The organism is Amycolatopsis sp. A133 (assembly GCF_031082405.1).
Lineage (GTDB): Bacteria > Actinomycetota > Actinomycetes > Mycobacteriales > Pseudonocardiaceae > Amycolatopsis.
Genome location: NZ_JAVHJU010000003.1, coordinates 118,736 through 144,200 on the forward strand (window position 1 = coordinate 118,736; position 25,465 = coordinate 144,200).

Annotated in this window: 29 protein-coding genes and 1 tRNA gene; 11 read left to right on the top strand and 19 right to left on the bottom strand. The window is 73.0% G+C overall.

Translation table 11 applies throughout. The annotated features are described in order from the left end of the window. Nucleotides 1-4: 4 nt before the first annotated feature. The 4 genes from Q5425_RS03295 to Q5425_RS03310 form a co-directional block, all read right to left on the bottom strand. Nucleotides 5-88: transfer RNA gene (locus Q5425_RS03295), tRNA-Leu, on the bottom strand. A 91-nt stretch (nt 89-179) separates the two neighbouring features. Continuing rightward, complete coding sequence (locus tag Q5425_RS03300) at nt 180-1,868, bottom strand: AfsR/SARP family transcriptional regulator (RefSeq protein ID WP_308670564.1); 1,689 nt, start codon at nt 1,866-1,868, stop codon at nt 180-182. Nucleotides 1,869-1,896: 28 nt separating this feature from the next. Further along, nucleotides 1,897-2,958: a CE1758 family FMN-dependent luciferase-like monooxygenase gene (locus Q5425_RS03305; RefSeq protein WP_308670565.1), complete on the bottom strand. Its 1,062-nt coding sequence runs from the start codon at nt 2,956-2,958 to the stop codon at nt 1,897-1,899. Further along, complete coding sequence (locus tag Q5425_RS03310) at nt 2,958-3,905, bottom strand: NmrA/HSCARG family protein (protein ID WP_308670566.1); 948 nt, start codon at nt 3,903-3,905, stop codon at nt 2,958-2,960. The genes Q5425_RS03305 and Q5425_RS03310 overlap by 1 nt, the downstream gene beginning before the upstream one ends. Before the next feature lie 168 nt (nt 3,906-4,073). Here Q5425_RS03310 and Q5425_RS03315 point away from each other — a divergent pair, with 168 nt between their 5' ends. Further along, complete coding sequence (locus tag Q5425_RS03315; protein ID WP_308670567.1) at nt 4,074-4,865, top strand: cellulose-binding domain-containing protein; 792 nt, start codon at nt 4,074-4,076, stop codon at nt 4,863-4,865. Here Q5425_RS03315 and Q5425_RS03320 read toward each other — a convergent pair. Continuing rightward, the gene (locus Q5425_RS03320; RefSeq protein WP_308670568.1) at nt 4,862-5,764 is read right to left on the bottom strand and encodes a LysR family transcriptional regulator; all 903 of its coding nucleotides are present in this window, start codon (nt 5,762-5,764) and stop codon (nt 4,862-4,864) included. The genes Q5425_RS03315 and Q5425_RS03320 overlap by 4 nt on opposite strands. An 81-nt stretch (nt 5,765-5,845) precedes the next feature. Between Q5425_RS03320 and mdlC the strand changes: the two genes are divergently transcribed. Genes mdlC through Q5425_RS03335 form a run of 3 tightly spaced genes read left to right on the top strand, consistent with a single transcriptional unit; the run spans nt 5,846 to nt 10,084 of the window. Then, a complete protein-coding gene (gene mdlC / locus Q5425_RS03325; protein ID WP_308670569.1) occupies nt 5,846-7,420 on the top strand; it encodes a benzoylformate decarboxylase in 1,575 nt (524 codons plus the stop codon). Nucleotides 7,421-7,422: 2 nt separating this feature from the next. Continuing rightward, the gene (locus tag Q5425_RS03330) at nt 7,423-8,850 is read left to right on the top strand and encodes a benzaldehyde dehydrogenase (RefSeq protein WP_308670570.1); all 1,428 of its coding nucleotides are present in this window, start codon (nt 7,423-7,425) and stop codon (nt 8,848-8,850) included. Nucleotides 8,851-8,866: 16 nt separating this feature from the next. Continuing rightward, complete coding sequence (locus Q5425_RS03335) at nt 8,867-10,084, top strand: aromatic acid/H+ symport family MFS transporter (RefSeq protein ID WP_308670571.1); 1,218 nt, start codon at nt 8,867-8,869, stop codon at nt 10,082-10,084. Here the strand turns inward: Q5425_RS03335 and Q5425_RS03340 are convergent. The 3 genes from Q5425_RS03340 to Q5425_RS03350 form a co-directional block, all read right to left on the bottom strand. Next, nucleotides 10,081-10,254, bottom strand: a complete 174-nt coding sequence (locus Q5425_RS03340; protein WP_308670572.1) for a hypothetical protein — start codon at nt 10,252-10,254, stop codon at nt 10,081-10,083. The genes Q5425_RS03335 and Q5425_RS03340 overlap by 4 nt on opposite strands. A gap of 40 nt (nt 10,255-10,294) precedes the next feature. Continuing rightward, the gene (locus tag Q5425_RS03345; protein WP_308670573.1) at nt 10,295-10,528 is read right to left on the bottom strand and encodes a DUF6480 family protein; all 234 of its coding nucleotides are present in this window, start codon (nt 10,526-10,528) and stop codon (nt 10,295-10,297) included. A 63-nt stretch (nt 10,529-10,591) separates the two neighbouring features. Beyond that, nucleotides 10,592-11,200, bottom strand: a complete 609-nt coding sequence (locus tag Q5425_RS03350) for an HSP18 transcriptional regulator (protein WP_308670574.1) — start codon at nt 11,198-11,200, stop codon at nt 10,592-10,594. A gap of 105 nt (nt 11,201-11,305) precedes the next feature. Between Q5425_RS03350 and Q5425_RS03355 the strand changes: the two genes are divergently transcribed. Then, nucleotides 11,306-11,737 carry an Hsp20/alpha crystallin family protein gene (locus Q5425_RS03355; RefSeq protein WP_308670575.1) on the top strand — a complete coding sequence of 144 codons (432 nt, stop codon included), beginning with the start codon at nt 11,306-11,308 and terminating at the stop codon, nt 11,735-11,737. Nucleotides 11,738-11,780: 43 nt separating this feature from the next. Here the strand turns inward: Q5425_RS03355 and Q5425_RS03360 are convergent, their stop codons facing one another. Next, on the bottom strand, nt 11,781-12,227 hold the full coding sequence (locus tag Q5425_RS03360; protein ID WP_308670576.1) for a nitroreductase family deazaflavin-dependent oxidoreductase: 447 nt from the start codon (nt 12,225-12,227) through the stop codon (nt 11,781-11,783). A gap of 52 nt (nt 12,228-12,279) precedes the next feature. Continuing rightward, nucleotides 12,280-12,444: a hypothetical protein gene (locus tag Q5425_RS03365; protein ID WP_308670577.1), complete on the bottom strand. Its 165-nt coding sequence runs from the start codon at nt 12,442-12,444 to the stop codon at nt 12,280-12,282. 147 nt (nt 12,445-12,591) lie between these two features. Between Q5425_RS03365 and Q5425_RS03370 the strand changes: the two genes are divergently transcribed. Continuing rightward, nucleotides 12,592-13,140, top strand: a complete 549-nt coding sequence (locus tag Q5425_RS03370) for an SEFIR domain-containing protein (protein WP_308670578.1) — start codon at nt 12,592-12,594, stop codon at nt 13,138-13,140. Here Q5425_RS03370 and Q5425_RS03375 read toward each other — a convergent pair whose 3' ends face one another. Next, the gene (locus tag Q5425_RS03375) at nt 13,141-13,503 is read right to left on the bottom strand and encodes a metalloregulator ArsR/SmtB family transcription factor (protein WP_308670579.1); all 363 of its coding nucleotides are present in this window, start codon (nt 13,501-13,503) and stop codon (nt 13,141-13,143) included. A 54-nt stretch (nt 13,504-13,557) separates the two neighbouring features. On the opposite strand from Q5425_RS03375, the gene Q5425_RS03380 reads away from it, so the two are divergent. Then, the gene (locus Q5425_RS03380; RefSeq protein ID WP_308670580.1) at nt 13,558-14,499 is read left to right on the top strand and encodes a cation diffusion facilitator family transporter; all 942 of its coding nucleotides are present in this window, start codon (nt 13,558-13,560) and stop codon (nt 14,497-14,499) included. On the opposite strand, the gene Q5425_RS03385 is transcribed toward Q5425_RS03380, so the two are convergent. Beyond that, nucleotides 14,496-15,692, bottom strand: coding sequence for an MFS transporter (locus tag Q5425_RS03385; protein ID WP_308670581.1), 1,197 nt, complete (start codon nt 15,690-15,692; stop codon nt 14,496-14,498). The genes Q5425_RS03380 and Q5425_RS03385 overlap by 4 nt on opposite strands. After that, entirely contained in the window at nt 15,689-16,465 is a 777-nt protein-coding gene (locus tag Q5425_RS03390) for a DeoR/GlpR family DNA-binding transcription regulator (protein WP_308670582.1), read from the bottom strand. Before Q5425_RS03390 ends, Q5425_RS03385 begins: the two co-directional genes overlap by 4 nt. Nucleotides 16,466-16,588: 123 nt before the next feature. Here Q5425_RS03390 and Q5425_RS03395 point away from each other — a divergent pair, with 123 nt between their 5' ends. Further along, entirely contained in the window at nt 16,589-17,176 is a 588-nt protein-coding gene (locus Q5425_RS03395; protein WP_308670583.1) for a TetR/AcrR family transcriptional regulator, read from the top strand. Nucleotides 17,177-17,248: 72 nt separating this feature from the next. After that, complete coding sequence (locus Q5425_RS03400) at nt 17,249-18,019, top strand: aminoglycoside phosphotransferase family protein (RefSeq protein WP_308670584.1); 771 nt, start codon at nt 17,249-17,251, stop codon at nt 18,017-18,019. Nucleotides 18,020-18,057: 38 nt separating this feature from the next. On the opposite strand, the gene Q5425_RS03405 is transcribed toward Q5425_RS03400, so the two are convergent. Next, entirely contained in the window at nt 18,058-19,167 is a 1,110-nt protein-coding gene (locus Q5425_RS03405; RefSeq protein WP_308670585.1) for a Gfo/Idh/MocA family oxidoreductase, read from the bottom strand. Next, on the bottom strand, nt 19,164-19,907 hold the full coding sequence (locus Q5425_RS03410; RefSeq protein ID WP_308670586.1) for a TIM barrel protein: 744 nt from the start codon (nt 19,905-19,907) through the stop codon (nt 19,164-19,166). Before Q5425_RS03410 ends, Q5425_RS03405 begins: the two co-directional genes overlap by 4 nt. Nucleotides 19,908-20,126: 219 nt before the next feature. Between Q5425_RS03410 and Q5425_RS03415 the strand changes: the two genes are divergently transcribed. After that, nucleotides 20,127-20,321: a hypothetical protein gene (locus tag Q5425_RS03415; protein WP_308670587.1), complete on the top strand. Its 195-nt coding sequence runs from the start codon at nt 20,127-20,129 to the stop codon at nt 20,319-20,321. Nucleotides 20,322-20,408: 87 nt separating this feature from the next. Continuing rightward, nucleotides 20,409-21,263: an SAM-dependent methyltransferase gene (locus Q5425_RS03420; RefSeq protein ID WP_308670588.1), complete on the top strand. Its 855-nt coding sequence runs from the start codon at nt 20,409-20,411 to the stop codon at nt 21,261-21,263. A gap of 4 nt (nt 21,264-21,267) precedes the next feature. Here the strand turns inward: Q5425_RS03420 and Q5425_RS03425 are convergent, their stop codons facing one another. From Q5425_RS03425 to Q5425_RS03440, 4 genes are read right to left on the bottom strand one after another with little or no spacing between them, the layout of a single operon-like run. Then, a complete protein-coding gene (locus Q5425_RS03425; protein ID WP_308670589.1) occupies nt 21,268-21,621 on the bottom strand; it encodes a CU044_2847 family protein in 354 nt (117 codons plus the stop codon). A gap of 27 nt (nt 21,622-21,648) precedes the next feature. Beyond that, a complete protein-coding gene (locus Q5425_RS03430) occupies nt 21,649-22,935 on the bottom strand; it encodes an ABC transporter substrate-binding protein (RefSeq protein WP_308670590.1) in 1,287 nt (428 codons plus the stop codon). Then, nucleotides 22,935-24,047, bottom strand: coding sequence for a hypothetical protein (locus Q5425_RS03435; protein ID WP_308670591.1), 1,113 nt, complete (start codon nt 24,045-24,047; stop codon nt 22,935-22,937). The genes Q5425_RS03430 and Q5425_RS03435 overlap by 1 nt, the downstream gene beginning before the upstream one ends. Continuing rightward, nucleotides 24,044-25,465 carry a VWA domain-containing protein gene (locus tag Q5425_RS03440; RefSeq protein WP_308670592.1) on the bottom strand — a complete coding sequence of 474 codons (1,422 nt, stop codon included), beginning with the start codon at nt 25,463-25,465 and terminating at the stop codon, nt 24,044-24,046. The genes Q5425_RS03435 and Q5425_RS03440 overlap by 4 nt, the downstream gene beginning before the upstream one ends.

Sequence of the window (25,465 nt, forward strand, 5' to 3'; positions counted from 1 at the left end):
TGAGTGTCCGAGGGGGGACTTGAACCCCCACGCCCGTTAAGGGCACTAGCACCTCAAGCTAGCGCGTCTGCCATTCCGCCACTCGGACCTGCTGAAGAAAGAGTATACGGCGCCTCCCCACCCTCGTTCAGGGGGGTCCAGGTCCGCACCCGACCCACATCTGGCATGATCGGCAAGTTTCACACCCTCTGCATCGATTCAGCGGCCCGGCTTCGGGCGAACGCCCGCAGTGGCTCCTGGTAGCGGTATCGGTCCGCGCCCGACGGGTCCAACAGGTGGGCGTCCGCCAGTGATTCCAGTAGCACCGCCGTGTCGCCCAAGGGCAGCCCGAGGATCTGGGACGCCGCCGCCACCGAAAACTCGGGCGTGCTCGACAGCAGGCTGAACGCTCTGGCCTCTGCTGGGGGCAGGTCGGCCATTGCCGACTCGTACGGCTTCTCGATCGCTCCGCACTCCGGGGGTGTTGCCGGTGCTCCTGGGGCTGGGCGGCCCAGGCGGTGCGCTGCCGCCGCCAGCGTCCATCCCGGGCGGGCGGCCAAGCGGGCTCCGACCGCCTGCAGCACCTGGGGGAAGCCCGCCGTTCGCGCGGCCAGCGCCTCGGCTTCCGCCGGTTCGCGGCGGACGCGGTCCGTGCCGATCAGGCGCTCCAGCAGCGTCAACGACTCCGGCCGGGACAGGCCACCCAGCTTGGTCCAGTGCGCGTGGGCCAAGCCGTACAGCCGCCGGCGGGCGGTGATGATCACCGCCGGGCCATCTGCGCCCGGGAGCAGCGGGCGGACTTCGTCGGCGTCGCGGGCGTTGTCGAGGACCACCAGCATGCGGTGGCCCGTCGTGCGGGTTCGCCACAGGGCCGCGCTCTCGCTGGGGGACGTCGGTGGGTCCGTGACGCCGATGCCGTGCAGCAGCTCGGCCAGCGGTTCCGCCGACGCCGACAGGTCCACGAACAGCCGGCCGTCCGGGAAGTTCCGGGCCAGGGCGTGGCCGACGTGGACCGCCAGCGCCGTCTTGCCGATCGCCGCCAAGCCCTCGATGCCGATCACCGGGACCGAGGCCGACGACCGGGTCAGGGCGTCGGCGAGCGCCGCGGTCTCCGACGCTCGGCCGGCGAACTCCGGGAGGTCGGGCGGCAGCTGCGACGGGTGGGACTTCGCGGCCGGCGCCAGCGAAGGGTCCGCGGCCAGGATTCGCCGTTGCATCTCCCGCAGCTCCGGACCGGGGTACAGGCCGAGCTCGGACTCGAGCAGGCGCTGCGCGCGGGCGAAGACCTCCAGGGCCTCGGCTTGGCGACCGGCGCGGTACAGCGCCAGCATCTGCAGCTCGCGCGGCCGCTCCCGCAACGGCTCCTCCGCGATCAAATCGGTCAGCTGGGCCGCCGCTTCCCCGTGCCGGCCCTCCGCGATGTCGGCCGCCGCCAGGTCTTCGCGGGCCGTCAGGCGCAGCTGAGCCAGGCGGACGCGCTCGGCCTCGAAGCCGTTCAGCCCGGCCAGCGGCGTGCCGTGCCACAGGCGCAGGGCCGCGCGCAGGACGGACGCGGGAGCAGGATCCGTGCGGGCCGAAGCCAGCAAGCGCTCGAACTCCGTGACGTCCAGCGCCGACGTCCGGATCGCGTAGCCGCCGCCGGCCGACTCGATCGCCACGCCCGCGTGGCGCAGGCGGGACACGTACGAGCGGACCATCCCGACCGCGGCGCGCGGTTCGGCGCCGCCCCACAGCGCCGAGACCAGCTGGGCCGGGGACAGCGGCGTGCCCTGCTGCAGCAGCAGCACCGCCAGGGCGGCCCGCTGCTGGGGCGGGCCCAGCTCGATCTCGACGTCCCCGCGCCACGCCCGGACCGGGCCCAGCACCTCGAACCGCATCGCATCGGTCACGCTCAGCGCAACCCGCGGCGACGGGCGGCTATTCCGCCGGGTGGCCGGGAGGATCGTCCGGGACGCCCGGTGGGCGCAGGCGCTCGAACTCCTTCCGCAGGACCGGGACCACTTCGGTGCCCAGCAGGTCGATCTGCTCCAGCGCCGCCGCGTGCGGCAGGCCCATGCCGTCCACGTTGAACAGCTGGCGCTGGTAGTCGCCGAAGTCCTCGCGGAACCGCATCGTGCGGTCGATGACCTGCTGCGGGCTGCCGACGGCCAGGGGTGTCTGGGCCATCGTCTCCTCGAGGGACGGCCCGTGGCCGTAGATCGGCGAGTGGTCGAAGTACGGCCGGAACTCGGCGATCGCGTCCTGGGACCGGCGCCGCATGAACACCTGGCCGCCGAGGCCGACGATCGCCTTCTCGGCCGGCCCGTGGCCGTGGTGTTCGAACCGTTCGCGGTACAACGCGATCATCCGCCGGGTGTGCTCGGGCGGCCAGAAGATGTTGTTGTGGAAGAACCCGTCGCCGTAGTAGGCCGCCTGCTCGGCGATCTGCGGGCTGCGGATCGAGCCGTGCCAGACGAACGGCGGCACGCCGTCCAGGGGCCGTGGCGTCGACGTGAACCCCTGCAGCGGCGTGCGGAACTTGCCGGACCAGTCCACGACCTCCTCGCGCCACAGCCGCCGCAGCAGCGCGTAGTTCTCCACCGCCAGCGCGATGCCGTCGCGGATGTCCTTGCCGAACCACGGGTACACCGGCCCGGTGTTGCCGCGGCCCAGCATCAGGTCGAGGCGCCCGTCCGCCAGGTGCTGCAGCATCGCGTAGTCCTCGGCGATCTTCACCGGGTCGTTCGTGGTGATCAGCGTCGTCGACGTCGACAGCACGATCCGGCTCGTGCGCGCCGCCACGAACCCCAGCAGCGTGGTCGGCGACGACGGCACGAACGGGGGGTTGTGGTGCTCCCCCGTCGCGTAGACGTCGAGGCCGGCTTCCTCCGCCCGGACGGCGGTCTCGACCATCCGCTTGATCCGCTGGTGCTCGGTCGGCGCCCGCCCCGTCGCGGGGTCGGGCGAGATGTCCCCGACCCCGAAGATGCCGAACTGCATCAAAGCCCCTTGAAGGCGTCGCGGTGCGCGGAGAGCCAGGTGGCGAAGTCCTGCAGCCGCGGGTTCAGCTTCCGCACGGCCTCCGGGTCGCGCGCTCCGGCGAACACGCTTTCGTGCTCGGCGTAGTAGACGAACATGTTCGCCAGGTCGTCCGCGCCGGGCACCGGCAGCCCGCGCACGTCTTCGACGCTCATCGGCCGGTAGCCGACGTCGGTGCCGAGCTCCTTCGCGAACGCCGCCGCGTACTCCTCGCCGGTCAGGTTCTCGCCGGAGATGCTGATCGTCTCGCCCACGAGCTCGGGGCCGCGGGTGAAGATGCCGAACGCCGTCCGCCCGATGTCCTCGGCCGCGATGCCCGGCAGCCGCCGGTCGGCCATCGGCAGGTGCAGCGCGAGGACGCCGTCGTCGTCGCGGACCGGCCGGAAGAAGTCCACGAAGGACTCGAAGTAGAACGTCGTGGACAGGAACGTCGCCGGCACGCCCGCCTCGACGAAGAACGCCTCCGCCTCGGCTTTGCCGTCGAAGTGCGGCACCTTGTACCGCCCGTGCAGCGTCGGGACGCGGTCGTCGTCGACCGGCAGGTGCAGCCGGGTGTCGGGCAACGTCGACCAGATCACGTGCGCGAGCCGGGTGGCCTTCGCGGCCCCGGCCATCGCGCGTGCCTGCTGGTGCTCGCGCTCGACGGAGTTGTACTCCCAGAACGCCGTGACGAGGTAGGCGCCGTACGCGCCTTCGAGCGCCTTCGTCAGGCTCGCCTCGTCGTCGAGGTCGGCGGACACGACCTCGGCGCCGCGCGCGGCCAGCGCCCGCGCCGCCTCGGAGTCCGGGTTCCGCGTGAGGGCGCGCAGCGCGAACCGCTGTTCCGGGTCGTCGAGGATGGCGCGGGCCAGCCCGCCACCCTGCTGGCCGGTGGCGCCGACGACGGCGATGAGCTTCTTGTCGGTCATCGAAAAACCTCCTGGGTCCGGGCCGGGTGTCCCGGCCACCAACCCAGGAAACCGCCGCGGCATCAGCGTGTCGTGCACGGCGGGTGCACGAGGCGTGCACACCATTTACAAGACCGCCCGGGATTCCTAGGATTCGCCGGTCGGGCCGCACAACTGGAGGTTCCGGGTATGGGGCGTGCCCACCGTCGGCGAAACGAGGAGCTCTCGGTCGCCGAGCTCCTCCGCGAGACCGGGGCGACACCGCGGTCGCTCGACGACGCGTCGCCGGGCGCGCGGGTGCGGGACGAGACCGGGGAGGGCTACCGGGAACGGCTCGAACAGCGGGCCCGCGAGGCCGCCTCCGCGCAGCAGCGGGCCGGGCGGCGGATCCGGTGGGCTTCCGCGACGGCCGGGGCCGTCGTGGTGGTCGGCAGCCTGGTCGTCATCGCCGTCACCTCCGAGAGCTCGCCCGGGCGGCAGGCCGCCACGGCGCCCGATCCGCTCGCGCCCGCGACGACCACGCCGCGGACCCCGGCCACCACCTCGGCGCCCGGCCCCACGCCGATGCCCACCGTGCTGCGGCAGACCGCCACCTCCGCCTCGCCGACGTCGTCCACGCCGCAGACCGCCACTCAGGCCGCTCCCCCGGCCGCTCCGGCCGTCCCCTGCACCGTCCGCTACGCCGTCACCGACCAGTGGAACAACGGCTTCACCGCCGGGGTCGCCGTCACCAACACCGGCAGCCGGACGCTCACGCCCTGGACCGTCACCTGGACCTTCACCGCCGGCCAGCGGGTCACCCACAGCTGGAACGGCGACTTCGGCCAGAGCGGCTCGCGGGTCACCATGAAGGCGGTTTCCTACAACCTCACCCTCGCTCCCGGGGCGACCGTCGACATCGGCTTCAACGGCTCCTTCGACCGCGGCAACCCGGCGCCCACCGGGTTCACCCTCGACGGCGCCCGCTGCGATCCGGCCTAACCGAGCACCTCGCGCATGAACCCCACCAGCCAGTGCTGGGCCGGGGTGCGGGCGTGCGTGTGCCGCGTGTACACCGACACCTGGGCCGGCTCGACCTCGAGCGGCAGCTCGAACAGCCGGACCCGGTGCTGGGCCGCGAACATCTCCGCCACCAGCCGCGGGACCATCGCCACCAGCTCGCCGTCCTGCACCAGGTACGGCAGCGCCGCGAACCGGGTCACCTCGAGCACCACGCGGTCGAGCAGGCCGCACGCCTCCAGCGCGCGGCGGGGGCCGTCGTGGCCGGTCGGGCCGAACACCGTCACGTGGCGCTCCGCCGCGAGCTGGCCGAACGAGACCGCCGCACCCAGCCGCGGGTGGTCGAGCGACACCATGCCCAGGTAGCCCTCGGAAAACAGCGGGATCCGGGCGACACGCTGGGAGCTGATCAGCGGGGACGCGATGAACGCGTCGATCTCGCCGCGGCCGAGCTGGTCGGCCGCGCGGTCGACGTCCAGCGGCCGGACGGTCAGCGTCACCCCGGGAGCGCGCGACGGCAGCGCCGCCATCAGGCGCGGCAGCAGCGAGATCTCCCCCAGGTCCGACAGGCACAGCGTGAACGCCGCGCGCGCCTTCGACGGCGAGAACGACTTCGCGCCGCTCACCGCCGTCTCGATCTCCGACAGCGCGCTGTGCAGGGGTTCGTACAGCGCGCGGGCGGTCGTCGTGGGCACCAGCCCGCCACCCGTGCGGCGGAACAGCTCGTCGGCGAACCGGCGCCGCAGCTTCTGCAGGCTGTAGCTGATCGTCGGCTGCGTGACGTGCAGGGATTCGGCCGTGGCGGTCACGCTGCGGGTCTCGTACAACAGCACGAACGTGCGCACCAGGTTCAGGTCGAAGTCCGGCATCATCGATCCCATCTATGAACCGCCGAGGCAACATTTATTGGAACACAGCCGCGGAGCTCCATAGGGTCGGGCGGACTTCGAGGAGGCAACACGATGCCCACCGCCCGCCGGCTCGCCCACGAGTTCCTGGACCGCCGTGGCCTGACCACCGTCTTCGGCAACCCCGGTTCGAACGAGCTGCCGTTCCTCGCCGAACTGCCGGAGAACTTCCGCTACGTCCTCGGCCTGCACGAAGGCGCCGTCGTCGGGATGGCCGACGGCTACGCCCAGGCGACCGGCCGTCCGGTGCTGGTCAACCTGCACGCCGCCGCCGGTTCCGGCAACGCGATGGGCGCGCTCACCAACGCCGTCTACTCGCGCTCTCCCCTGGTGCTCACCGCGGGCCAGCAGGTCCGCACGGCGATCGGGCCGGAGGCGATGCTCGCCAACGTCGACGCCACCCAGCTGATGCGGCCCCTGGTCGGCTGGGCCGGGGAGCCGAGCTGCGCCGAGGACGTGCCCCGCTCCCTCGCGCAGGCGGTGTTCGAAGCCGAGCTGCACCGGCGCCCGACCTACCTCTCGGTGCCCTACGACGACTGGGCCGCCGAGCTGGACGCCACCGCCGCCGTGACGCTGGACCGGACTGTCCAAAAGGGTCTGACGCCGAGCGGGGACCAGCTCGACGCCCTCGCCGCGACTGTCGCCGCGGCGAAGAACCCGGCGCTGGTCCTCGGCGGCGACATCGACGCCACCGGGCTCTTCGACCGGGCCGTCGCCCTGGCCGAGCACCTCGGCCTGCCGACCTGGGTGGCGCCGTCGCCGCACCGGCTGCCCTTCCCCAACCGGCACCGCCTCTTCCGCGGCGTGCTGCCCGCCGGTATCGCGCCGATCTCGGCCGCGCTGACCGGGCACGACCTCGTGCTGGTGCTCGGCGCGCCGGTCTTCCGCTACCACCAGCACGTCCCCGGCGCGTACCTGCCGGAGGGCACCCGGCTGATCCAGGTGACCGACGACTTCGGCGCCGCGGCCCGCGCGCCGATGGGCGAGGCGCTGGTCGCCGATCCGGCACCGGTGATCGAGGCGCTGCTGGCCAAGCTGCCCGCCCGTGACACCGAAAGCGGGTACGCCGGAAACCCGGAACCCAAGACCGGCGAGAAGGCGCTGCACCCGGAGCAGGTCTTCGCCGCCCTGCGCGACACCCAGGCCGCCGGCACGCGTTACGTCGTCGAGTCGACGTCGACGAACTCGGCCTGGTGGCGGCAGATGGACCTGCGCCGCGAGGGCTCCTACTTCTTCCCGGCCGCCGGCGGGCTCGGCTTCGGCCTGCCCGCCGCGGTCGGCGTGGCCATGGGCAGCCCGGACCGCCCGGTCGTCGGCGTCATCGGCGACGGCTCGGCCAACTACGGCATCACGGCGTTGTGGTCGGCCGCGCACTACCGCGTGCCGGTCACCTTCGTGATCCTGCGCAACGGCGTCTACGGAGCACTGCAGTGGTTCGGCCGGCTGCTCGGGACGCCGGACGTCCCCGGCACGGAGATCCCGGGGATGGACTTCACCGCCATCGCCGCCGGGTACGGCGTCGAAGCCACTGCCGTCACCGGCGAAGACGACCTGCGCGCCCAGCTCAAGACGACCCCGGACGGCCCGCGGCTGATCCAGGTCGACACCGAACCGACCTCCCCGGAGTGATCATGACCCTGCTCGACGAGTACTTCGTCCGCGGTACCGGCGGCACCCACCCGGTCCTCGAACCGGCCACCGGCGAGATCCTGGGCCGGGTGGGCATCGCGACCCCGGACGACGTCGCGAAAGCCGCCGCGGCCGCCGCGAAGGCCCAGCGTGACTGGGCCCGGCGCAAGCCCGCCGAACGAGCCGCAGTGCTGCGTCGCGCCGGCGAGCTGTGGGAGAGCCACGCCGCCGAGGTGCAGGACTGGCTCGTCCGCGAAGCCGGCTCGACGCGGCCCAAGGCCGGGATCGAAACGGAGATGGCGGCCGGGATCTGCTTCGAGGCCTCGGCCCTGCCCACCCATCCGCTCGGTGAGGTGCTGAGCACCGGCGAACCCCGCTGGTCGCTGGCGCGGCGGGTGCCGGCCGGCGTGGTTTCGGTGATCTCGCCGTTCAACTTCCCGCTGATCCTGGCGATCCGCTCGGTCGCGCCCGCGCTCGCGCTCGGCAACGCCGTGCTGCTCAAGCCGGACCTGCGCACCGCGGTGTCCGGCGGCGTGAGCATCGTGCGCGTCTTCGAGGAGGCCGGGCTGCCGGAAGGGCTGCTGCACCTGCTGCCCGGGGACACGGGAGTCGGCGCCGCGGTGGTCGACGCGCCGGAGGTGTCGGTGGTGTCGTTCACCGGCTCGACCGCCGCCGGGCGGAAGGTCGGCGAAGCCGCCGCGCGCTCGCTCAAGCGCGTGCACCTGGAGCTCGGCGGGAACAACGCGCTTGTGGTCCTGCCGGGCGCCGACGTGGCCAAGGCCGCCTCCGCCGGCGCCTTCGGCTCGTTCCTGCACCAGGGCCAGATCTGCATGACCACCGGCCGCCACCTCGTCCACGAGTCCCAGGTGGACGCCTACGTCGAAGCCCTCGCCGAGAAGGCGCGGCGGCTTCCCGTGGGCAACCCGGCCGAGAGCGACGTCGCCCTCGGCCCCATCATCGACGACCGGCAGCTCGCGCACGTCACCGACGTCGTCGACCGCAGCGTCGCGGCCGGCGCGCGGGTGCTGGCGGGCGGGAAGCCCGACGCGCCGTTCTACCCGCCGACCGTCCTCTTCGGACTCGACGACCGGAACCCGGCCTGGCGCGAGGAGATCTTCGGCCCGGTCGCGCCGGTGCGCGCCTACCGCGACCTCGACGAGGCCGCCCGGCTGGTCAACGACTCCGAGTACGGCCTGTCGGTCGGCATCCTCGGCGACGTCGGCACCGCGATGACGCTGGCCGACGAGGTCCGCTCGGGCAAGGTGCACATCAACGAGCAGACCGTCGGCGACGAGCCGACCGCCCCCTTCGGCGGTGTCGGCGACTCCGGCAACGGCTCCCGCTTCGGCGGGGCGAAAGCGAACATCGAGGCCTTCACCGAGACGCAGTGGCTGACCGTCCGCGCGGACATCGCCGGTTACCCCTTCTGACCCGAGGAGCACGACAATGACGACGTCTCCCGTCCGTCCCGCGTGGACGGCGGTCCTCTGCTGGCTGACCGTCCTGCTCGAGGGCTACGACCTGGTCGCGCTGGGCGCCACCATCCCGACCCTGCTGAAGAGCGGCCACCTCGGCTTCACCGCGGCCGGCGCGACGGCGGTCGCCACGGTGTCGCTGATCGGCGTGGCCGTCGGCGCCGCCTGCCTCGGCCCGCTCACCGACCGGTTCGGCCGCCGCGTGCTGCTCATCGGCTCGGTCCTGCTGTTCTCGCTGTTCACCCTCCTGACGCCGCTCGCGCCGAACGTGGCGACGTTCGGGGTGTTCCGGTTCGCCGCCGGGCTCGGCCTCGGCGCGTGCATGCCGGTGGCGCTCACGGTGATGTCGGAGAACCTGTCGGCCCGGCAACGCGCCAGCGCGAGCACGCTCACCATGACCGGCTACCACGTCGGCGCGGTGCTGACGTCGGTCCTCGCGCTCTCCGCCAAGGAGGACTGGCACCTGCTGTTCTACGGCGGCGGGATCGCCGGCCTGGTGACCGTGCCGCTGATGTGGTGGAAGCTGCCGGAGTCCGCGGCCTACCTCGCGGCCCGCGAGACGGCGGACCGCGTGGGGATCCGCGACCTGCTGGGCGCCCGGTTCCGGCGGATCAGCATCGCCGTGTGGACCGGCTCGTTCATGGGGCTGCTGCTGGTCTACGGGCTCAACACCTGGCTGCCGCAGCTGATGCGCACCGCCGGCTACCCGATCTCGACGTCGATCACGCTGCTGCTGGTGCTCAACGTCGGCGCGGTGCTCGGGCTGGTGCTGGCCGGCACGATCGCCGACCGGTTCGGCATCCGGCCGATCGCGCGGATCTGGTTCGGCGCCGGTGCGGTGCTGCTCGCGGCGCTGAGCCTGAAGATCGGAAACGCGTTCCTGCTCAACACGGTCGTGCTGCTGACCGGCGTTTTTGTGTTCTCCGCGCAGGTGCTGATCTACGGCTACGTCGCGCAGGCGTTCCCGGCGCAGGCCCGGGGCACCGCACTCGGGCTGACGTCGGCGGTCGGACGGCTGGGCTCGATCCTCGGCCCGTTCGTCACCGGAGCCCTGGTCACCGCCGGCGTCGCCTACCCGTGGGGCTTCTACTTCTTCGCCATCGTGGCCGCGCTCGGCCTGGGCGCGGTGATGCTGCTACGCGGTGAGTCGCGGACCGAGGAGCGGTTGGCGCCCGTGTCCGCCGGTTAGACCGTGTCTTCCGGACGGCGACGGCCCAGCGTCGCCTCCGGGTGCTCGGTCCGGCGGTCGGAGTCGCGCAGGACCTCGCGGGCCTGGGCCTCGGGGTCCGCGCTCTCGACGGCTTGCTCTTCGGGCAGCAGCTCGGCCCGGGTTTCCGTGCGGTCTGGAGTGTCGTCCATGGTCGGCGAGTACCCCATCCGCCGCGATCTCAGACACCGATCAGGCGTTCAGCCAGCCGAAGGCGAGCGCGAAGACCAGCCCGGCGACCATCAGCACGAGCACGCCGATGAGGACCAGCCACAGCACGGGCATGGTCTTGGACGGCATCGGCTGGGGGTGCGACAACCCCGACGTCTGGGCGGAGTCGGGTGGCGTGCTGCCCGGCGGTACCCCGCCCCCGGCTTCCAGGTCCGGCGTCCGGCGGGGGTCCGGATCCGGGGGTTCGGCGGTCATGGCGGCACCGTCCTTCCGTCGCTCCCGCAGCGGGTGCCCGGCGGGCGGCCGGGCAAACCCGGCTCACCCGCGGGAGCGGCGGTTACCGGCGGCGTCGCGGCGGAGCTGGTCGGCGTGGGCCGAGATCTCGCCGAGCTGCTCGGCCAGGCCGGCGTGCGCGCCGGTCAGGTGCGGCTGCGCGGCGGCCAGCGGCGGGAGCAGCGTCGCCGGGTCGTCGTCACCGAGGGCCGCGCCGAGGCGGTCGGCGCTCTCCTGGGCGGCGGGCTCCAGCCCGTCGAGCGCGCTGACCCGGCCGGCGAGCTGGCGCAGGATCGCGGAGTTGCGGCGCGCCCAGTCGGCGACGGCCCGGTCGCCCGCGCGCCGGTCGCGTTCGGCGTCGACCCGCGCCTCGCCCGTCTTCGCGCCGGGGTGCGACGGCTGCAGCCGCAGGTACCGCCGTTCCGCGGCCTGGCGGCTCGCGACGCCCAGCGCGGGCGCAAGCGCCACCCAGCTGGTGCCGGCCGCCCTCGCCGCGGCGATCAGCTCCGGTTCCCAGCTCGCGAGCTCCTCGCGCAGCACGCGCAGGCCGGCCAGCGCGCCCAGCACCCGGTCCTGGTCCACGCCCCCGGCCCGGGCGGCCGCGACCACCTCCTGGATCCGGCGCAGCGCGCCGGTGGGATCGGTTCCGTTCATCACGTCATCCTTTCGACGACCCACATCTTGTCATCGTTTTGATGACATGCTAGAACAGCACCGCGTGTTGACACCAGAGTTGGCAAGTTCAGGAGGTGGATCCCGATGTTGATGCGCACCGACCCGTTCCGCGACTTCGACCGGCTCGCCCAGCAGGTCTTCGGCGCCGGCACCTGGTCGAAGCCGGCCGCGATGCCGATGGACGCCTACCGCGCGGGCGACGAGCTCGTGGTGTGCTTCGACCTGCCCGGCGTCGATCCCGGCGCGGTCGAGCTGGACGTCGAGCGCAACGTCCTCACCGTCAAGGCCGAGCGACGGCCCCTGCCGACCGGTGACGACGTCCGGATGCACGTCTCCGAGCGGCGGCTGGGCGTGTTCTCGCGCCAGCTGTTCCTCGGCGACACCCTGGACACCGAGCACATCACCGCGAGCTACGACGCCGGGGTGCTGACCGTCCGCATCCCGGTCGTCGAGAAGGCGAAGCCGCGGCGCATCGAGATCGACGGCGCCGGCGAGCGCACGCAGATCGACGCTTGACCTTCCGGCGGGGCCAGGCGTGCGTCCGGCCCCGCTACCGGAATCAGGCTCCTTCGACGCGGAAGACGGCGATGCGGTCGGCGGCCGCCGCGACGGCGTCCGGCGTCGGCGCTTCCGCCAGGCCGGTCGTCACGTACCGCTTGCCCACGCTCGGCGGGCTCGTCTCGACCAGCCGGTGCAGGACGGGCCGCCGGTCCGGCACCGGCAGCTCGACCAGCCGGGCGGTTCTTGAGCGCCGTCCGCGGGTCAGCGTGACCTCGCCCGCGGCCCGCACGTTCGCCACCCAGGCCGCCTTCGGATAGGCCTGGACGATGTAGTGGTCGCCGTCGACGGGGACGACCGCGATCGGGAACGTGCGAGGGATGCCGGTGCGGCGTCCGGGCACGGTGAGCAGCTGCATCGGCCCGAAAGCGACCCCGAGCCGCTGCAGCCCCACGACGATCTTGTTGCCGGCGTTGACCATCCGGCGGTAGTTCTCCGCTGTTGTCATGCCTCGACGGTACACGAACTCATATGAAACTCGTATGATCCGAGTTTCGTATTTACTCGCGGTCCGGTCCGGGCTTCGTCTCCGGCGGTAGCGGGTCCGGAACGGGCACCCCGGGCTCGGGGAGCGGCTGGTCCGGCCCGGGCCCGGCCGGCACCGGCTCCGGGACGACGGACGGGGGCTGCATCGGTTCGGGCGGCACCGGGGGTGCGGTCGACATCGGGTTTCCCTCCGCCACACTGCGCCGCCCGCGGTTCGGGCGGCGATCAACCTCGGGCTACCCGTTCCACCGAGCCCGGGAAACCCGGCCGGGCTATTGTTTCCGCCGGACCGACACGCCGTCGCGCCAGGGCGAAGAGGATTTCCGATGTCGCACGACCATCCCCGGGTCTTCGTCTCCTACACCCACGACAGCACCGAGCACTGCGACAGCGTCCGGGAGTTCGCGACTTTCCTCCGGTCCGGGCAGGGCATCGACGTCGTCCTCGACCAGTGGGTGGGCGAACAGCGGCAGGACTGGCAAGCCTGGGCGACGCGGAACATCCTGGAAGCCGACTTCGTGATCGTCGTGGCGTCGAAGGGTTACCGGAGGATGGGCGACGGCTACGGTCCGAACCACCGCAACCTGGGTGGCCAGGCGGAAGCGGCCACGCTGCGCGATCTCCTCCAGGGCAACCGGCAGGACTGGACGCGCAAGCTGCTCCCCGTGGTCCTGCCGGGTCACCGCGTCGAGGAGATCCCCCAGTTCCTGCAGCCCCGCGCCGCCGACCACTACGTCATCAGGTCCTTCACGGCCGATGGTGCCGACGAACTGCTCCGCCACCTCACGCGCCAGCCCCGCCACCTGCCGCCACCACTCGGCAAGCCGCCGGTTTTGCCGCCGCGGTCGGGCGGCAACGGGACGGCCAAGCGCTGATCAGCTGGTCCGCGGGTGGTGGGCGTGGTCGCCCGCGGGCAGGTCGCGGTCCACGTGCTCCGCGTGGTGCAAAGCCTGGGCCAGCAGCCCGCGCACGTGGTTGTCCGCCGCCGAGTAGTACACGAACGTGCCTTCGCGGCGGCCCTTCACCAGGCCCGCCAGGCGGAGCTTCGCCAGGTGCTGGCTGACCGCCGTCGGGGCCGCGCCGGCCAGCTCGGCCAGGCAGGCGACCGAGGATTCGCCCTGCAGCAGGGCCCACAGCACCTTGATCCGGGTCGGGTCGGCCAGCAGGCGGAACGACTCCGCGGCCAGGTGGACCTGCTCGTCGGTGGGCATGTCGAACTCCGGCAGCGACGCGTGCATGGCCACTACCTTACTACTTGCGTATCTGCGTGCTTGCGCAGGTAAGCTCACCCCATGACCGGACACGGACACGGCCACTCGCGGTGGCGGCCGCACAGCCACGACAGTGCCGATCGCGTCGACCACGCCCTCGAGACCAGCCGGCGCGGCGTGCGCGCGCTCGTGTGGTCCTTCGCCGCGCTGTCCGCGACCGCTGTCGCGCAGCTGATGCTCGTGCTGGTCACCGGCTCGGTGGCGCTGCTGGGCGACACCGTCCACAACTTCGCCGACGCGCTGACCGCCGTCCCGCTCGGCGTCGCGTTCCTGCTCGGCCGCCGCGCGGCGACCCGCCGGTACACCTACGGCTTCGGGCGGGCCGAAGACCTCGCCGGTGTGGTCGTCGTGCTCGTCGTCGCGGCGTCGGCGGCGGTCGCCGGCTACGAATCGGTGGTGCGGCTGCTCGCGCCGCACCCCGTCGCGCACCCGTGGGTGGTTGCCGTGGCCGGCGTCATCGGCTTCGCCGGCAACGAACTCGTTGCGCGGTACCGGATCAAGGTCGGCCGCGAGATCGGTTCGGCCGCCCTCGTCGCCGACGGGCTGCACGCCCGCGCGGACGGCTTCACGTCACTGGCGGTCGTCGCCGGCGCCGCGGGCGTCGCCTTCGGCTTTCCCCTGGCGGACCCGGTCGTCGGGCTCGGGATCACCGTCGCGATCCTGTTCGTCCTGCGCGATGCGGCGAAGGAGGTGTTCCGGCGGCTGCTGGACGCCGTCGACCCCGCGTCGGTCGAGCTGGCCGAACGAACGGCCCGTGCCGTCGACGGCGTGCTCGGCGCCCGCGACCTGCGGATGCGCTGGATCGGGCACCACTTGCGGGCCGAACTGGCGGTGACGGTGCCGGCGGACCTGACGGTCGAGGCCGCCCACACGCTGGCCCACGAGGTGGAACACCGGCTGGTGCACACGATCCCGCGCCTGACCGCGGTCACGATCCACACGGAACCGGCCCACCACCCCTAAGAACCGACGGGCTGCTCCACCGGTTCCGGCTTCGGGCTCAGCACCCCGGCGAACACCGCCGCCAGGACGCACAGCACCACCGGCACCGCGAAGGTGACGTTCAGCGGCATCCACCGCGTCAGCCCGCCGATGAGCGCCGGGCCCGCCAGCAAGCCGACGTACCCGAGGCCCACCACCCGGGCCATCAGCGCACCCGAGGCCCGCGTGTCCAGGTTGCCCGCCGCCGTGAAGAGCTGGGGGACGCCGCCGGAGAGGCCCAGGCCGAACAGCGCCCAGCCCACCAGGGACACCGGGACCCACGGGGCCGCCGCGGCCGTCGTCAGGCCCGCCGCCGCCAGGATCGCGCCGTAGCGGACGATCGCCGCCGGACCCGCCCAGGCCGCGACGCGGTCGGTCAGGAAGCGGCCGGTCGTCATCGCCACCGCGAACGCGCCGTAGGCCAGCGCCGCCGTCGACGCCGAAGTGCCGAGCACCTTTTCCATGTGCAGCGCGGCCCAGTCGTTCGCCACGCCCTCCGACAGCATCAGTGCCAGGGCCAGCAGGCCCAGCAGCCAGACCAGGCGGCCCGGCGGCCGGCGCGCGACGACCGGCTCGGTGGCGGTGGAAGAGGCGACGGCGGACGGCGCGTCGGCCGGCTCCATCAGGAATCGGGCCGACAGCACGGAAAGCAGCACGCACAGCAGGCCCGTGCCGGTCAGCGTCACGCCGGTGGGCACGCCCGCGCCGAGCGTGGCCGCGCCGATGACCGCGGCGATCGCGCCGCCGATCGACCACATCGCGTGGAAGGCCGCCATGATCGGGCGCGGGTAGGCCCGTTCGACGACGACCGCGTGCGAGTTCATCCCGACGTCGATCGCGCCGTTGCCGAAGCCGAAGCCGATCAGCGCCAACCCCAGCGTCCACCAGGAGTTCGCGAACCCCGGCGCGCACAGCGCGAGCCCGAGCAGCACGCCCGCGGCCGGCACCAGCCGCCGGTGCCCGAGCCGGTCGACGAGCGGGCCGGCCACCTGCATGCCGGCGAACGCGGCGCCGCCGAGCACCAGCAGCAGCGCGCCCAGGGTGCTGTGCGAGATGCCCGTCGCGCGCTCGACGTTCGGGATGTGCACCACCCACATACCCATCCCGAACCCGTTGAGGCCGAAGAACATGAAGGTCGCGAACCGGGCGGCACGCGGGCGGGGCGGGACGGTCATCGAGACTCCAAAGGAACGGCGACGTGCACGAGCACGCCGCGATCGGCCAGCGCCGCGCGCTGGTCCTCGGGCGCTCCCGCGTCGGTGATCACCACGTCGGCGCGGTCGGCGGGACAGATGTGGGCGAGCGCGGCGCGGCCCCACTTGGCGCCGTCGGCGAGCACGATCGCCCGGGCCGCGACGTCGAGGGCGGCCTGCTTGACTTCGGCGTCGCCCAGGTCGAAGGCGGTCAGCCCGCTGTCGAGGCCGAGCGCGCAGGGGCTCAGCACGGCGACGTCGAACCGCAGCGCTCGCAGCGAAGCCAGGGTCAGCGGGCCCACCAGGGCCTGCTCCCCCGGCCGCGGTTCGCCGCCGGGCAGCAGCAGCCGGACGCCGGGCGCCTCGGCCAGTTCGCGGACCGCGTGCAGGGACAGCGGCATCACGGTGACCGTGCGCCCGCGCAGCAGCCGGGCCAGCTCGAGCGCCGTCGTGCCGCTGTCGAGGACGACGGTCTCGCCGTCGCGGATCAGCTCGGCGGCCGCGGCGGCGATGGCCCGCTTCGCCGCGATCGCGTCCGTCGCGCGGGCCGCGAACGGCGGTTCGATCCCCGACGGCGACGCCGGGACCGCGCCGCCGTGCACCCGGCGCAGCACGCCGCGGGACGCCAGGTGGTCGAGGTCGCGGCGGACGGTCATCTCCGACGCGCCGGTCGCTTCGGCCAGCTCGGCGACGCCCACCTGGTCGGCGTCGCGCAACCGCTCCACGATGACCCGTTGCCGGTCTGCGCTCTTCACGCCGCGATGCTCGCAAGCCGCGCGCGTTCGCACAACCGATTTGTTCGTCCGCTCACGTCGCTTGTGCGAACTTCCGCTGCGGCATGATGGTGCCGTGCACGCCGCCGAGACCACCGCGACCCCGTGACCGGGGGCTACCTGAAGGGCCGGATCCGCCGCGAAGACATCATCACGGCGGCGGCCGCGGCGTACGGCGAGCTCGGCTACCACGGCTCGTCGCTGCGGGAGATCGCCAAGCGCGTCGGGATTTCGCACGCCGGCCTCCTCTACTACTTCCCCACCAAGGAAGCCCTGCTCGCCGCCGTCCTCGAACGCCGGGACACCGAGGACTCCGAGCGCGAGCAGCTGACCGTGCCGCCCGGGCTGGCGGTCCTGCGCCACTTCCTCGCGCTCGCCGAGCACAACGTCCGCCACCCCGGGATCGTCGACCTCTACTCCCGGCTCGCCGCCGAAGCGGTCGCCCCCGACCACCCGGCGCACGAGTACTTCGTGCGCCACTACCGGGCCGCGCGCGACGGCGTGCACGAGTCGTTCGAAGCCCTCGCGGTCCGCGGCGAGCTGCGCGAGGGTGTCGAGCCCGGGATGGCGGCGCTGACGTTCATCGCGCTGATGGACGGCCTGCAGGTGCAGTGGCTGACCGTGCCGGGCGACGTCGACCTGGTCGGCTCGCTGCGTTTCTACCTGCAGAACCTGCTCACCGTCCCGCTTTAGCCGGCCTGCCGGTTGCGGGCGCGGCGGAAATGATCGGGAGAATGACGGTGGCCGCGGGTAAGGTTCGCGCCCGTGGCCGGGGATGAGCTGTTGCAGGACCAGCCGCACCGACGTGTCGTCCGGGTCGGCGACACCGTCCGCAGGCCCACCTACCCGTGGTCGCCGGCGGTCCACGCTCTGCTGCGGCACCTGGAGGCGGTGGGCTTCCCGTACGCCCCTCGCGTGCTGGGCCTCGACGGGGAAGGCAACGAGGTGCTCACCTATCTGGAGGGCGAGTCCGGCCCCCAGGGCTGGGCCAAGGTGGCCGACGACGCCGGCCTGGCGAGGTTTGCGCGGTTGCTGCGGGACTATCACGACGCGGTGGCCGGCTTCCGGCCACCCGATGGGCTCCGGTGGTTCACCGGCGAGAGCGGCGCGGGCGGCCACGAGCTGATCTGCCACGGCGACTTCGGTCCCTGGAACGTCGTCTGGCAAGGCGAACAGCCGACCGGAATCCTCGATTGGGACTACGCCCGTCCCGGCACCCGGCTCCACGATGTCGCGTACGCCTTGGAGTACGTCGCCCCCTTCCGGGATGACGCGGAGTGCCTGCGGTGGCTGCGTCATCCCCGTCCTCCCGATCGGCGGCACCGCTTGGAGTTGTTCGCGAGCGGCTACGGCCTGACGTCCACGTCGGAACTGGTCGATGCCGTGATCGAAACCCAGCGGGACGGCATCGAGCAGGTCCGGAAGCTGGCCGGCGCGGGATTCCAGCCCCAGGTCGACCGGGTTGCCGACGGCCTGCTCGAGGAACTGGCGAACCGGGTTGCCTGGAGCCAAGCCCATCGGCATTTGTTCGAGTAGGCGTTGCCGCTGTGCGGCCACGGCCGTCCGCAGCCGGCTCAGCTTCCACCCAAGGTCTTCGCGTAGGGGTCCCAGCCCGCCGGCAGCGCGGGCGGGACGTCGACGGTGCTGCCGACGTCCACGCTTCGCCTGCGCGCCATGGACTCCTCGATGGCCAGCATCGCGTCGAGCACGTGGTAGGCCAGCTCACCGGACGCGCGTTCCGGCACGCCGGCCCGGATCGCCCGCGCCAGTTCCAGCGTGCCGGTGCCGCGCGAAGCCGTGTGCCCCTGCGGCGCCAGCTCTTCCGGCTCGTCGTGACCGAGCAGGTGCAGCCGGGTCGGCTCGTCGAACCGGTTGGGGTCCGGCAGCACGGCGGTGCCGAGGGTGCCGGTCAGCTCGACCAGCCCGGACCGCTTGAGCGCCGAGTCGAAGCTCAGGACCAGCTGGGCCGACGCAGCTTCGAACTCGACGAGCGCGGTGACCGTGGTCGGCACGGCCACCGGGAACACCGTCCCGGCCCGTGGCCCGGACCCGACGACCCGGGTGTCGCGCGCCCGGCCGCCGGCCCCGGTGACCCGCCGGACCGGGCCGAGCAGGTGCACCAGCGCCGTCAGGTAGTAGGGGCCCATGTCGAGCAGCGGCCCGCCGCCGGCCTGGAAGTAGAACTCCGGTGCCGGGTGCCACAGCTCCGGGCCCGGCACCTGGAACAGCGCCAAGGCGGTCAGCGGACGGCCGATCCGGCCCGCGTCGACGGCGTTGCGCGCGGTCTGCAACGCGGCGCCGAGCACGGTGTCGGGGGCGCTCGCCACGCGGAGGTTCTTCTCCCGGGCGCGATCGAGGAGCTTGCGGCCGGCCTCGCGGTCCAGCGCGAGGGGCTTCTCGGTCCACAGGTGCTTGCCCGCGTCCAGCGCGGCGAGCCCGACTTCGGCGTGCGCGGCCGGGACAGTCAGGTTGACGACGATTTCGACTTCCGGGTCGGCCAGCAACTCCGCCACCGTGCCCGAACGCGGGACGCCGTACTCGGCCGCGCGCGCCGCCGCCCGGTCGGTGTCGAGGTCGGCGACCCACCGCACGCGGACGTCCGGGAAGCTCGTGAGGTTCTCCAGGTAGGTCCCGCTGATCACGCCGGCGCCGACGATCCCGACGCCGACCGGCCCGCCGGTCACCGGCCCGCGCCGGTCAGGAAGGCGTGGCTGGCGGCGACGGCCTCGAAGATGTCGCCGGCCGGACCGCTGTAGGCGTCGAACTCGACCACGCGCAGCGCGTCCGGCGCGGCGGCGAGCACTTCGGCGACCGGGACCCGGCCCTGCCCGGCCGGTACCTGGCCGGTGGCGTCGGTGGCGAGACCGCCGTCCTTGACGTGGATGGCCCGCACCCGGTCGCCGAGCCGCCGCAGCAGCGCGGGCGCGTCCTCGCCGCCCGCGGTGGCCCAGTAGGTGTCGACCTCGAGGGCGACCGCCGGGTCGAGCTGCTCGGCGAACACCTCGAAGGCACTGCGGCCGTCGATCCGGGAGCGCAGTTCCCACCAGTGGTTGTGGTAGCCGACGCGCAGGCCGTGCTCGGCCGCCAGCTTGGCGGCGGCGTTGAGCGCCTCCGCCGTGGCCGCGATGTCGGCCGCGTCCTGCCACCGCTCGGGCGGCACGAACGGGTCGATCACCAGGCCGATGCCCAGTTCGGCCGCGGTGGCGAAGACGGCGGGCTGGTCGGCGCCGACCAGCTGCGCGTGCGCGGTGGGGGCGGACAGGCCGTTGGCGGGCAGCCCGGTTCGCAGTGCCTCGGCGTTTTCGACGACGCCGTACGGCTCGACCTGGGTGAAGCCGATCGCGGCGAGCCGCCGCAGGGTGTCGGCGGGATCGGCCGCGAAGGCGTCGCGGACCGAATACAGCTGCACGGAAAGCACGCTCATCCCCAGCTCCTCGAGCTCCCGGTGGCGGCCGTCCGCCACGGCTCCCCAATTTCTACCACCTGGTCAAAATTGCCACCAGCACTTTCGCGCCGGGTCCACCGGACGGCGGCGCGCCGACCGTCCGTGCCACGGCTCACCCCGAACGGCGTTTTGGCATCCGCCGAATGGGGCAGTAACGCCAAGAGCAGGGAGCCAGGGCCGATCCGGGAGGTGCCGGTAGTGGACAGGGCAGGGGACGAAAGGGACATGGGCGCCGCCGTCGGGCGCCCGGCGTCCCGGCGCGACCTGACGGACCTGTCCGAGGCCGCACGCGACCTCGACCGGCGGATCGAGCAGCACCTCGCCCGCCTGCGCCGCGAACGCGACCTGCGCGCCGCCGACATCCCGGACCAGCGGCTGCGACGGCTGGGTTAGCCGGCCAGGCCCTCGCGTTCACGGCCGGGACGCGGCCTACTACGCTGGGTGGCCCACCGCCACGCACCGGAGTCCTGCGAGGTCGCCATGTCCGACGCCCCGTCCGCGCTGTCCCCGAGCCAGACGCCGGTAGGCGTCGACCCCGCCCGGCCGAGCATCGCGCGGATCTACGACGGGTTCCTCGGCGGCCACAACTTCTACGAGGTCGACCGCGTGGTGATGGACAAGATCCGCACGGCGGTCCCGGAAGCGGTGGACATCGCCCGCGGCAACCGCGGCTTCCACAACCGCGCGCTGCGGATGCTCGCCAACCAGACGAAGATCCACCAGTACGTCGACTGCGGGTCGGGGCTGCCGACGGCCGAGAACACCCACCAGATCGTGCAGCGCATCGACAAGGACAACACGGTCGTCTACGTCGACAACGACCCGGTGGTCCTCGCCCACGGCCGGGCACTGCTCGTCGAGAACGACTTCACGCACATGGTCGAGGCGGACATCTTCCACCCGCAGGAAGTCCTGGGGCACCGGGAAGTCCTGGCTCACGTCGACTTCTCCGAGCCGGTCGCGCTGTTGCAGGTGGGCACGATGCACCACTTCGAGGGCGACGGCGTCTACGACATCATGCGCGAGTACATCGACGCGCTGCCTTCGGGCTCGTACGTGGTGCTGTCGCACTTCTTCGACCCCGAAGTGCCGGAGCTGACCGAAATCGCCAAGCGCATCGAGCAGATCCTGGTCTCCGGCCCGCTCGGCGCCGGCCGCTTCCGCACCCGCGCGGAGATCGAAGCGATGATGACCGGCCTCGAACTGGTCCAGCCGAATGCGACGGCGGAGCCGGGTATGGCGGTCTGCGACGAGTGGTGGCCGGACGGTCCCCGGCTCACGCCGCTCAGCGATGCGGCCAAGTGCGTCGCGGGGATCGTCGGCTACAAGCCGTAGCGCTTCAGGCTTCCACTTCTTCGGCCGGCACGGTCTCGGTCGGCGCTGCCTCGTCGCGCACCCACTTCAGCTTGACCTCGAACTGGCCCTGCAGCCCGGTGCGCGCGATCACGGCCCCGGCCTGGGCGTCGAGCTTGACGCCGAACTTGAGCTCGACCTCGTCCGGGCCGAGGTCGCGGAACTGGGCCAGCGCCGCGGCCGCGGCCGCGCGGACCTCGCTCAGGGCGTGCTCGAAGGTCGTGGTCGCCTTGCGGAGGACGCCCGAGGGCGCCGCGGCGTGTTCCAGGCCCGGCTCCCCTTCGACCTCGACGACCACCGATCCGCCGTCGGTCAGCGGGAAACGCACGAACTCCTGCACCGGATCTCCTTCACTGGGTGGGTGCCGTCAGCACGGCAGGTCGAGCCACTGGTCCTCGCCGATGCCGCGGCGCACCTGTTCCAGGTCTCCGAGCAGGGTGTCCAGCCGGTCGGGGTGGGCCAGGTACTCCAGCACCGCCTGGTAGAACGCGCTGCTCATCGCCGAGGGCATCAAGTCCGACGCGTCGAAGCAGAGGTCGGTACCGTCCGCCAGGGTCGTCGCGATCCGCCGGGTGACGTCGCTGGTGTAGACGCCCTGGTCGACGAGACGCTGGTGCACCGAGAACGTCGTCCCGCCGGACGGCCAGATCCGCTGCCCCTGCTCCCCGGCCAGGTAGACCATGAGCCGGCGCGCGGCGGGGGTGTCGCGGAACATCCCGGCGAGGTCGGCCGACACCTCCGACCGCGCGGTTTTCCCGGTGCCCGGGAACGGGAAGAACCGGAAGTCCCGGTCGGGCACGGGCGGCCCGGCCGGCCGCGGGACCGCCAGGTAGCCGCCGATCGCGAACGAGCCGAGGTGCTCCAGCAGGCAGCGGGGTGGATCGGCGAACAGGCCCCGGCCGGCGTCGGCGAACGAGGTGAGCAGGGCCGCCGTGCTGCCACCGCGGACCGCACCCGGCGCCAGGACCAGGGCGCCCCAGCTCAGCCACGCGTTGCGCACGACTTCGTCGGTCCAGGCCAGCTCGCCGGCCGCCCACTTGCCGTACTTGTCCGGAGCCACGTGCAGCAGGATGTCCTCGAGCCAGTCGGTGCCCGGGAACCCGGAGTTCGGCGGCGCCCCCATGCCGAGACACCACGGCTGCTGCCCGGCGGCGGAAAGCCGCCGGGAGGTCGCCACGAGCGCATCCCAGGTGACCGGCGGATCTTCCCGGAACCTGTTCGGGTCGTACCAGACGACGCTCTTCAGATCCGCCTTCACCACGACCGTGTACATCGTGTTCCCGCCGAGCTGCTGCAACTTCCGCCACTTCGGGCCGTACGCGGCGGTCGCGTCCGCGTCGAGGACGCCGTCGAGGGGTTTCAGCTGCCCGGAATGCGCGTAGCCCGCCAGCTCGGCCGGGTTGGCCAGCACCGCCACGTCGGGCGGGGTGCCCTGCTGCAGGTCCCCGCGCAGCACCTGGTTCTGCGCGCGGGTGCCCTGGTAGCGCGTGGGGATCCCGGTCTCCCGGGTGAACCCGTCGAGGACCCGCAGGAACGCCGTCTGCTCGTCGCCGGTCCACGGCCCCAGCACGGTCACCGGCTCCGCGCCGGTCCCGGCGGAACACCCGGAGATCAGGAGCACGAGGGCGAGCACCGAACCGGCGCAGCGCTTCATCACGGCTTCCTCGCGCGGAACCGGTATTCGTCGACACGGCGGTGCAGGCCAACCACCGCCAGGAGGCCGATTCCGGCGGCCAGCAGCGGGATCCCGTAGCCGAGCACCCCGGTCCAGCCCGGTTCGGTGAGTCCCGGACCCAGCAGCGCCGACTCGTCGACGACGCCCGGCGGCGCGTCCGGGACGGCGGGCGGGACGGGTGTCCCGGCGGCGAACGCGGTCACCGTGTCACCGCACGCGGCCGCTCCCTCGATCCCGCACTGGGCGGTCAGCACATGGGCGAGAGTCCACCGGGCCCGGCCGGCGGCAGCCGAGGTGGCCGCGGACCGCGCGTCGACGGTGTGCTCCAGCGCGGCGCCGCCGTCCCGGGCGTCGGATTGGACGCCGAGCAGCAGCGCCGTTCCCGCGCCCAGCAGCACGCACGCCACCGTGGCGGCCAGCAGAGCGGTGTTCACCGTGCGCCGGAACCGCCGGGCGAGGAACCGCTGGGTCCAGACGAGCGTGGCGAGCAGCAGGACCAGCGGCACCGCCCACAGCGCCGTGATCGCGGGATTCAGCCAGTTCGCCCCGAGCTGCCGGTCGAGGGCGGCCCGCTGAGCGGCCTCGAGCGCGTCGAGCCGGGCGAGGATGCCGTTCGACGGCGCGGTCAGCAAGTCCGACGCGGACTGCAGGTTGCTCGCGGCGAGCGGGCCGCCCGCGTCCTGCCGGAAGTGGGCGTCGGCCTTCCCGATGAAGCCGTTGTACGACGGCAGCAGCCCTTCGATCAACAGCAGCGTCTGGCTGCCCGCCTCGCCCGCCGCGTTGTGCTCGGCGACCTGGGCGAGCTGCTGGCTCGTCCGGGCGATTTCGTCCTCGTACTGCTCGCTGGGGCCGGTCAGGCGCGCTTGCCGGGCCTCGAACGCGGTCACCGCCGCTCGGTGCGCGGCCACGATCGCCTCCTTGGCCAGCGACACCTCGAGCACGGCGGGCGCGGTCCGCTCCCGCACCTCGGCGATGCTGGCCCGCACGCCGAGGAAGGTCGCCAGCGCGGTCCCCAGCACGAGCACGGTGCCGGCCACCAGCCCGAGCCGCAGCCACCACAGCGTCTGCCGGGTGGTGCTGGTCGCCGTCACGACGGCGCTCCCGCTTCGAACGGTTCACCACAGTGCCCGCACCGTTTCGCCGCGGGCCGCGCCTTGTGTCCACAGTGGACGCACTCGCGGGGTGCGCCGCCGGCTTCGGGCGGGCCGCCCGCGGTCTGGTCCGCCGACCCGGTGTAGGTGGAGATGGTCGAACCGAGGACGAGGGAGAACCCGTCGCGGGGGCGCACGCCGTCCTTGATCGCGACGGTGCCGTCGTCGCGCACGTCGATCAGCCGGCCCAGGCGCTTGAGGATTTCCGCGTTGCGCAGTCCGGTCGCGAGCCGGACCGCGGTACCCCACTCGCGCGCCGCCTCCACCCGGTCTTCGCGCTCGAAGGCGTCCCAGCCGGCCCGGACCGCGCGGCCCAGCTCGGCCTGCCCGGTGACGCGGGCGACGTTGTCGTCCGGCACGCTGGAGAGCGCCAGGTCCTCGGTCAGGTAGCCCACGACGGCCTGCTGCTCGCCGACTGCCTCGTCGGCGCCGGCGAGGAGGGCGACCGTGCCCAGCAGCCGGTCCTCGTACCGCGTCAGCTCACCCGCCTCGACGTCGAGGCAGAGGTGGTACTCGCGCAGCTCGTCACCCCACGCCCCGGTGGGCAGCTCGATCCGGCCCTCCCGGGTCCGGCACTGCGCGGTGAGTTCGACCTCGGTCGGGAAGACCTGCTTGACGAACCGCAGCCGGCTGTAGGGCATCGTGGTGATCCGCAGCCGGAGGTCCGGCACGGTCCGGCCCATGGCGTGCTCGATCAGCCGCCGGAAGTCGCCGGCGAGCTCGGCGTCCTCGAGGACGGCGTCCGCGTTGCCACGCAGCACCGAGGCGATGCGCTGGAGATCCCGCGGCTCCCAGTCGTCGCCGATTCCCCTGGCGTCACAGGCGAACCGGCCCCGGCAGCGGTCGAGCGCGGCCTCCAGCGCCCCGGTGCGGTCCGACTCGTTCTTGCCGTCGGTGAGCAGCACGGCGTGCCGGATGGCGGCCGGGGCCGGCTCGAACAGGTCCAGGGCCAGGTTCAGCCACGTGCTCATCGCGGTGCCGCCGCCGGCGATCAGCCCGGAGACCGCGGCCTTGGCTTCGTGGCGGGTCCGCTCGCCGGCGACCGCCAGCGGCGGCGCGGGCGGGTAGACCAGCCGGGCGTGCCCGGTGCATTCGACCACCCCGAACAGCACACCGTCGCGCAGCGAGCCGATGGCCGCGCGGCAGGCGTGCCGCGCGGCCTCGATCTTCGTCGGCGGCCAGTCCATCGAGCTGGAACAGTCGACCAGCAGCAGCTCGGCGGTCGGCGGTGGCGCAACCGCGGCCGCGGCGTCGCCCACCCGCACGGTGAGGACGACGTCCATCCGGTCGTCGGTGGGCGCGAGGTACTTGTTCTGGCTCAGCTGGAGGGTGAACGACGGGCGGTCCCGGTCGGGCAT

Excerpts from the sequence above, each read along its gene's own strand:
- Q5425_RS03350 (WP_308670574.1), bottom strand. The coding sequence starts at position 11,200 with ATGAACGGAACCGATCCCACCGGCGCGCTGCGCCGGATCCAGGAGGTG.
- Q5425_RS03330 (WP_308670570.1), top strand. The coding sequence starts at position 7,423 with ATGACCCTGCTCGACGAGTACTTCGTCCGCGGTACCGGCGGCACCCAC.
- Q5425_RS03365 (WP_308670577.1), bottom strand. The coding sequence starts at position 12,444 with ATGTCGACCGCACCCCCGGTGCCGCCCGAACCGATGCAGCCCCCGTCC.
- Q5425_RS03430 (WP_308670590.1), bottom strand. The coding sequence starts at position 22,935 with ATGAAGCGCTGCGCCGGTTCGGTGCTCGCCCTCGTGCTCCTGATCTCC.
- Q5425_RS03410 (WP_308670586.1), bottom strand. The coding sequence starts at position 19,907 with ATGAGCGTGCTTTCCGTGCAGCTGTATTCGGTCCGCGACGCCTTCGCG.
- Q5425_RS03345 (WP_308670573.1), bottom strand. The coding sequence starts at position 10,528 with ATGACCGCCGAACCCCCGGATCCGGACCCCCGCCGGACGCCGGACCTG.
- Q5425_RS03310 (WP_308670566.1), bottom strand. The coding sequence starts at position 3,905 with ATGACCGACAAGAAGCTCATCGCCGTCGTCGGCGCCACCGGCCAGCAG.
- Q5425_RS03420 (WP_308670588.1), top strand. The coding sequence starts at position 20,409 with ATGTCCGACGCCCCGTCCGCGCTGTCCCCGAGCCAGACGCCGGTAGGC.
- Q5425_RS03360 (WP_308670576.1), bottom strand. The coding sequence starts at position 12,227 with ATGACAACAGCGGAGAACTACCGCCGGATGGTCAACGCCGGCAACAAG.
- mdlC (WP_308670569.1), top strand. The coding sequence starts at position 5,846 with ATGCCCACCGCCCGCCGGCTCGCCCACGAGTTCCTGGACCGCCGTGGC.
- Q5425_RS03305 (WP_308670565.1), bottom strand. The coding sequence starts at position 2,958 with ATGCAGTTCGGCATCTTCGGGGTCGGGGACATCTCGCCCGACCCCGCG.
- Q5425_RS03320 (WP_308670568.1), bottom strand. The coding sequence starts at position 5,764 with ATGGGATCGATGATGCCGGACTTCGACCTGAACCTGGTGCGCACGTTC.
- Q5425_RS03440 (WP_308670592.1), bottom strand. The coding sequence starts at position 25,465 with ATGCCCGACCGGGACCGCCCGTCGTTCACCCTCCAGCTGAGCCAGAAC.
- Q5425_RS03385 (WP_308670581.1), bottom strand. The coding sequence starts at position 15,692 with ATGACCGTCCCGCCCCGCCCGCGTGCCGCCCGGTTCGCGACCTTCATG.
- Q5425_RS03370 (WP_308670578.1), top strand. The coding sequence starts at position 12,592 with ATGTCGCACGACCATCCCCGGGTCTTCGTCTCCTACACCCACGACAGC.
- Q5425_RS03355 (WP_308670575.1), top strand. The coding sequence starts at position 11,306 with ATGTTGATGCGCACCGACCCGTTCCGCGACTTCGACCGGCTCGCCCAG.
- Q5425_RS03335 (WP_308670571.1), top strand. The coding sequence starts at position 8,867 with ATGACGACGTCTCCCGTCCGTCCCGCGTGGACGGCGGTCCTCTGCTGG.
- Q5425_RS03380 (WP_308670580.1), top strand. The coding sequence starts at position 13,558 with ATGACCGGACACGGACACGGCCACTCGCGGTGGCGGCCGCACAGCCAC.
- Q5425_RS03375 (WP_308670579.1), bottom strand. The coding sequence starts at position 13,503 with ATGCACGCGTCGCTGCCGGAGTTCGACATGCCCACCGACGAGCAGGTC.
- Q5425_RS03315 (WP_308670567.1), top strand. The coding sequence starts at position 4,074 with ATGGGGCGTGCCCACCGTCGGCGAAACGAGGAGCTCTCGGTCGCCGAG.
- Q5425_RS03340 (WP_308670572.1), bottom strand. The coding sequence starts at position 10,254 with ATGGACGACACTCCAGACCGCACGGAAACCCGGGCCGAGCTGCTGCCC.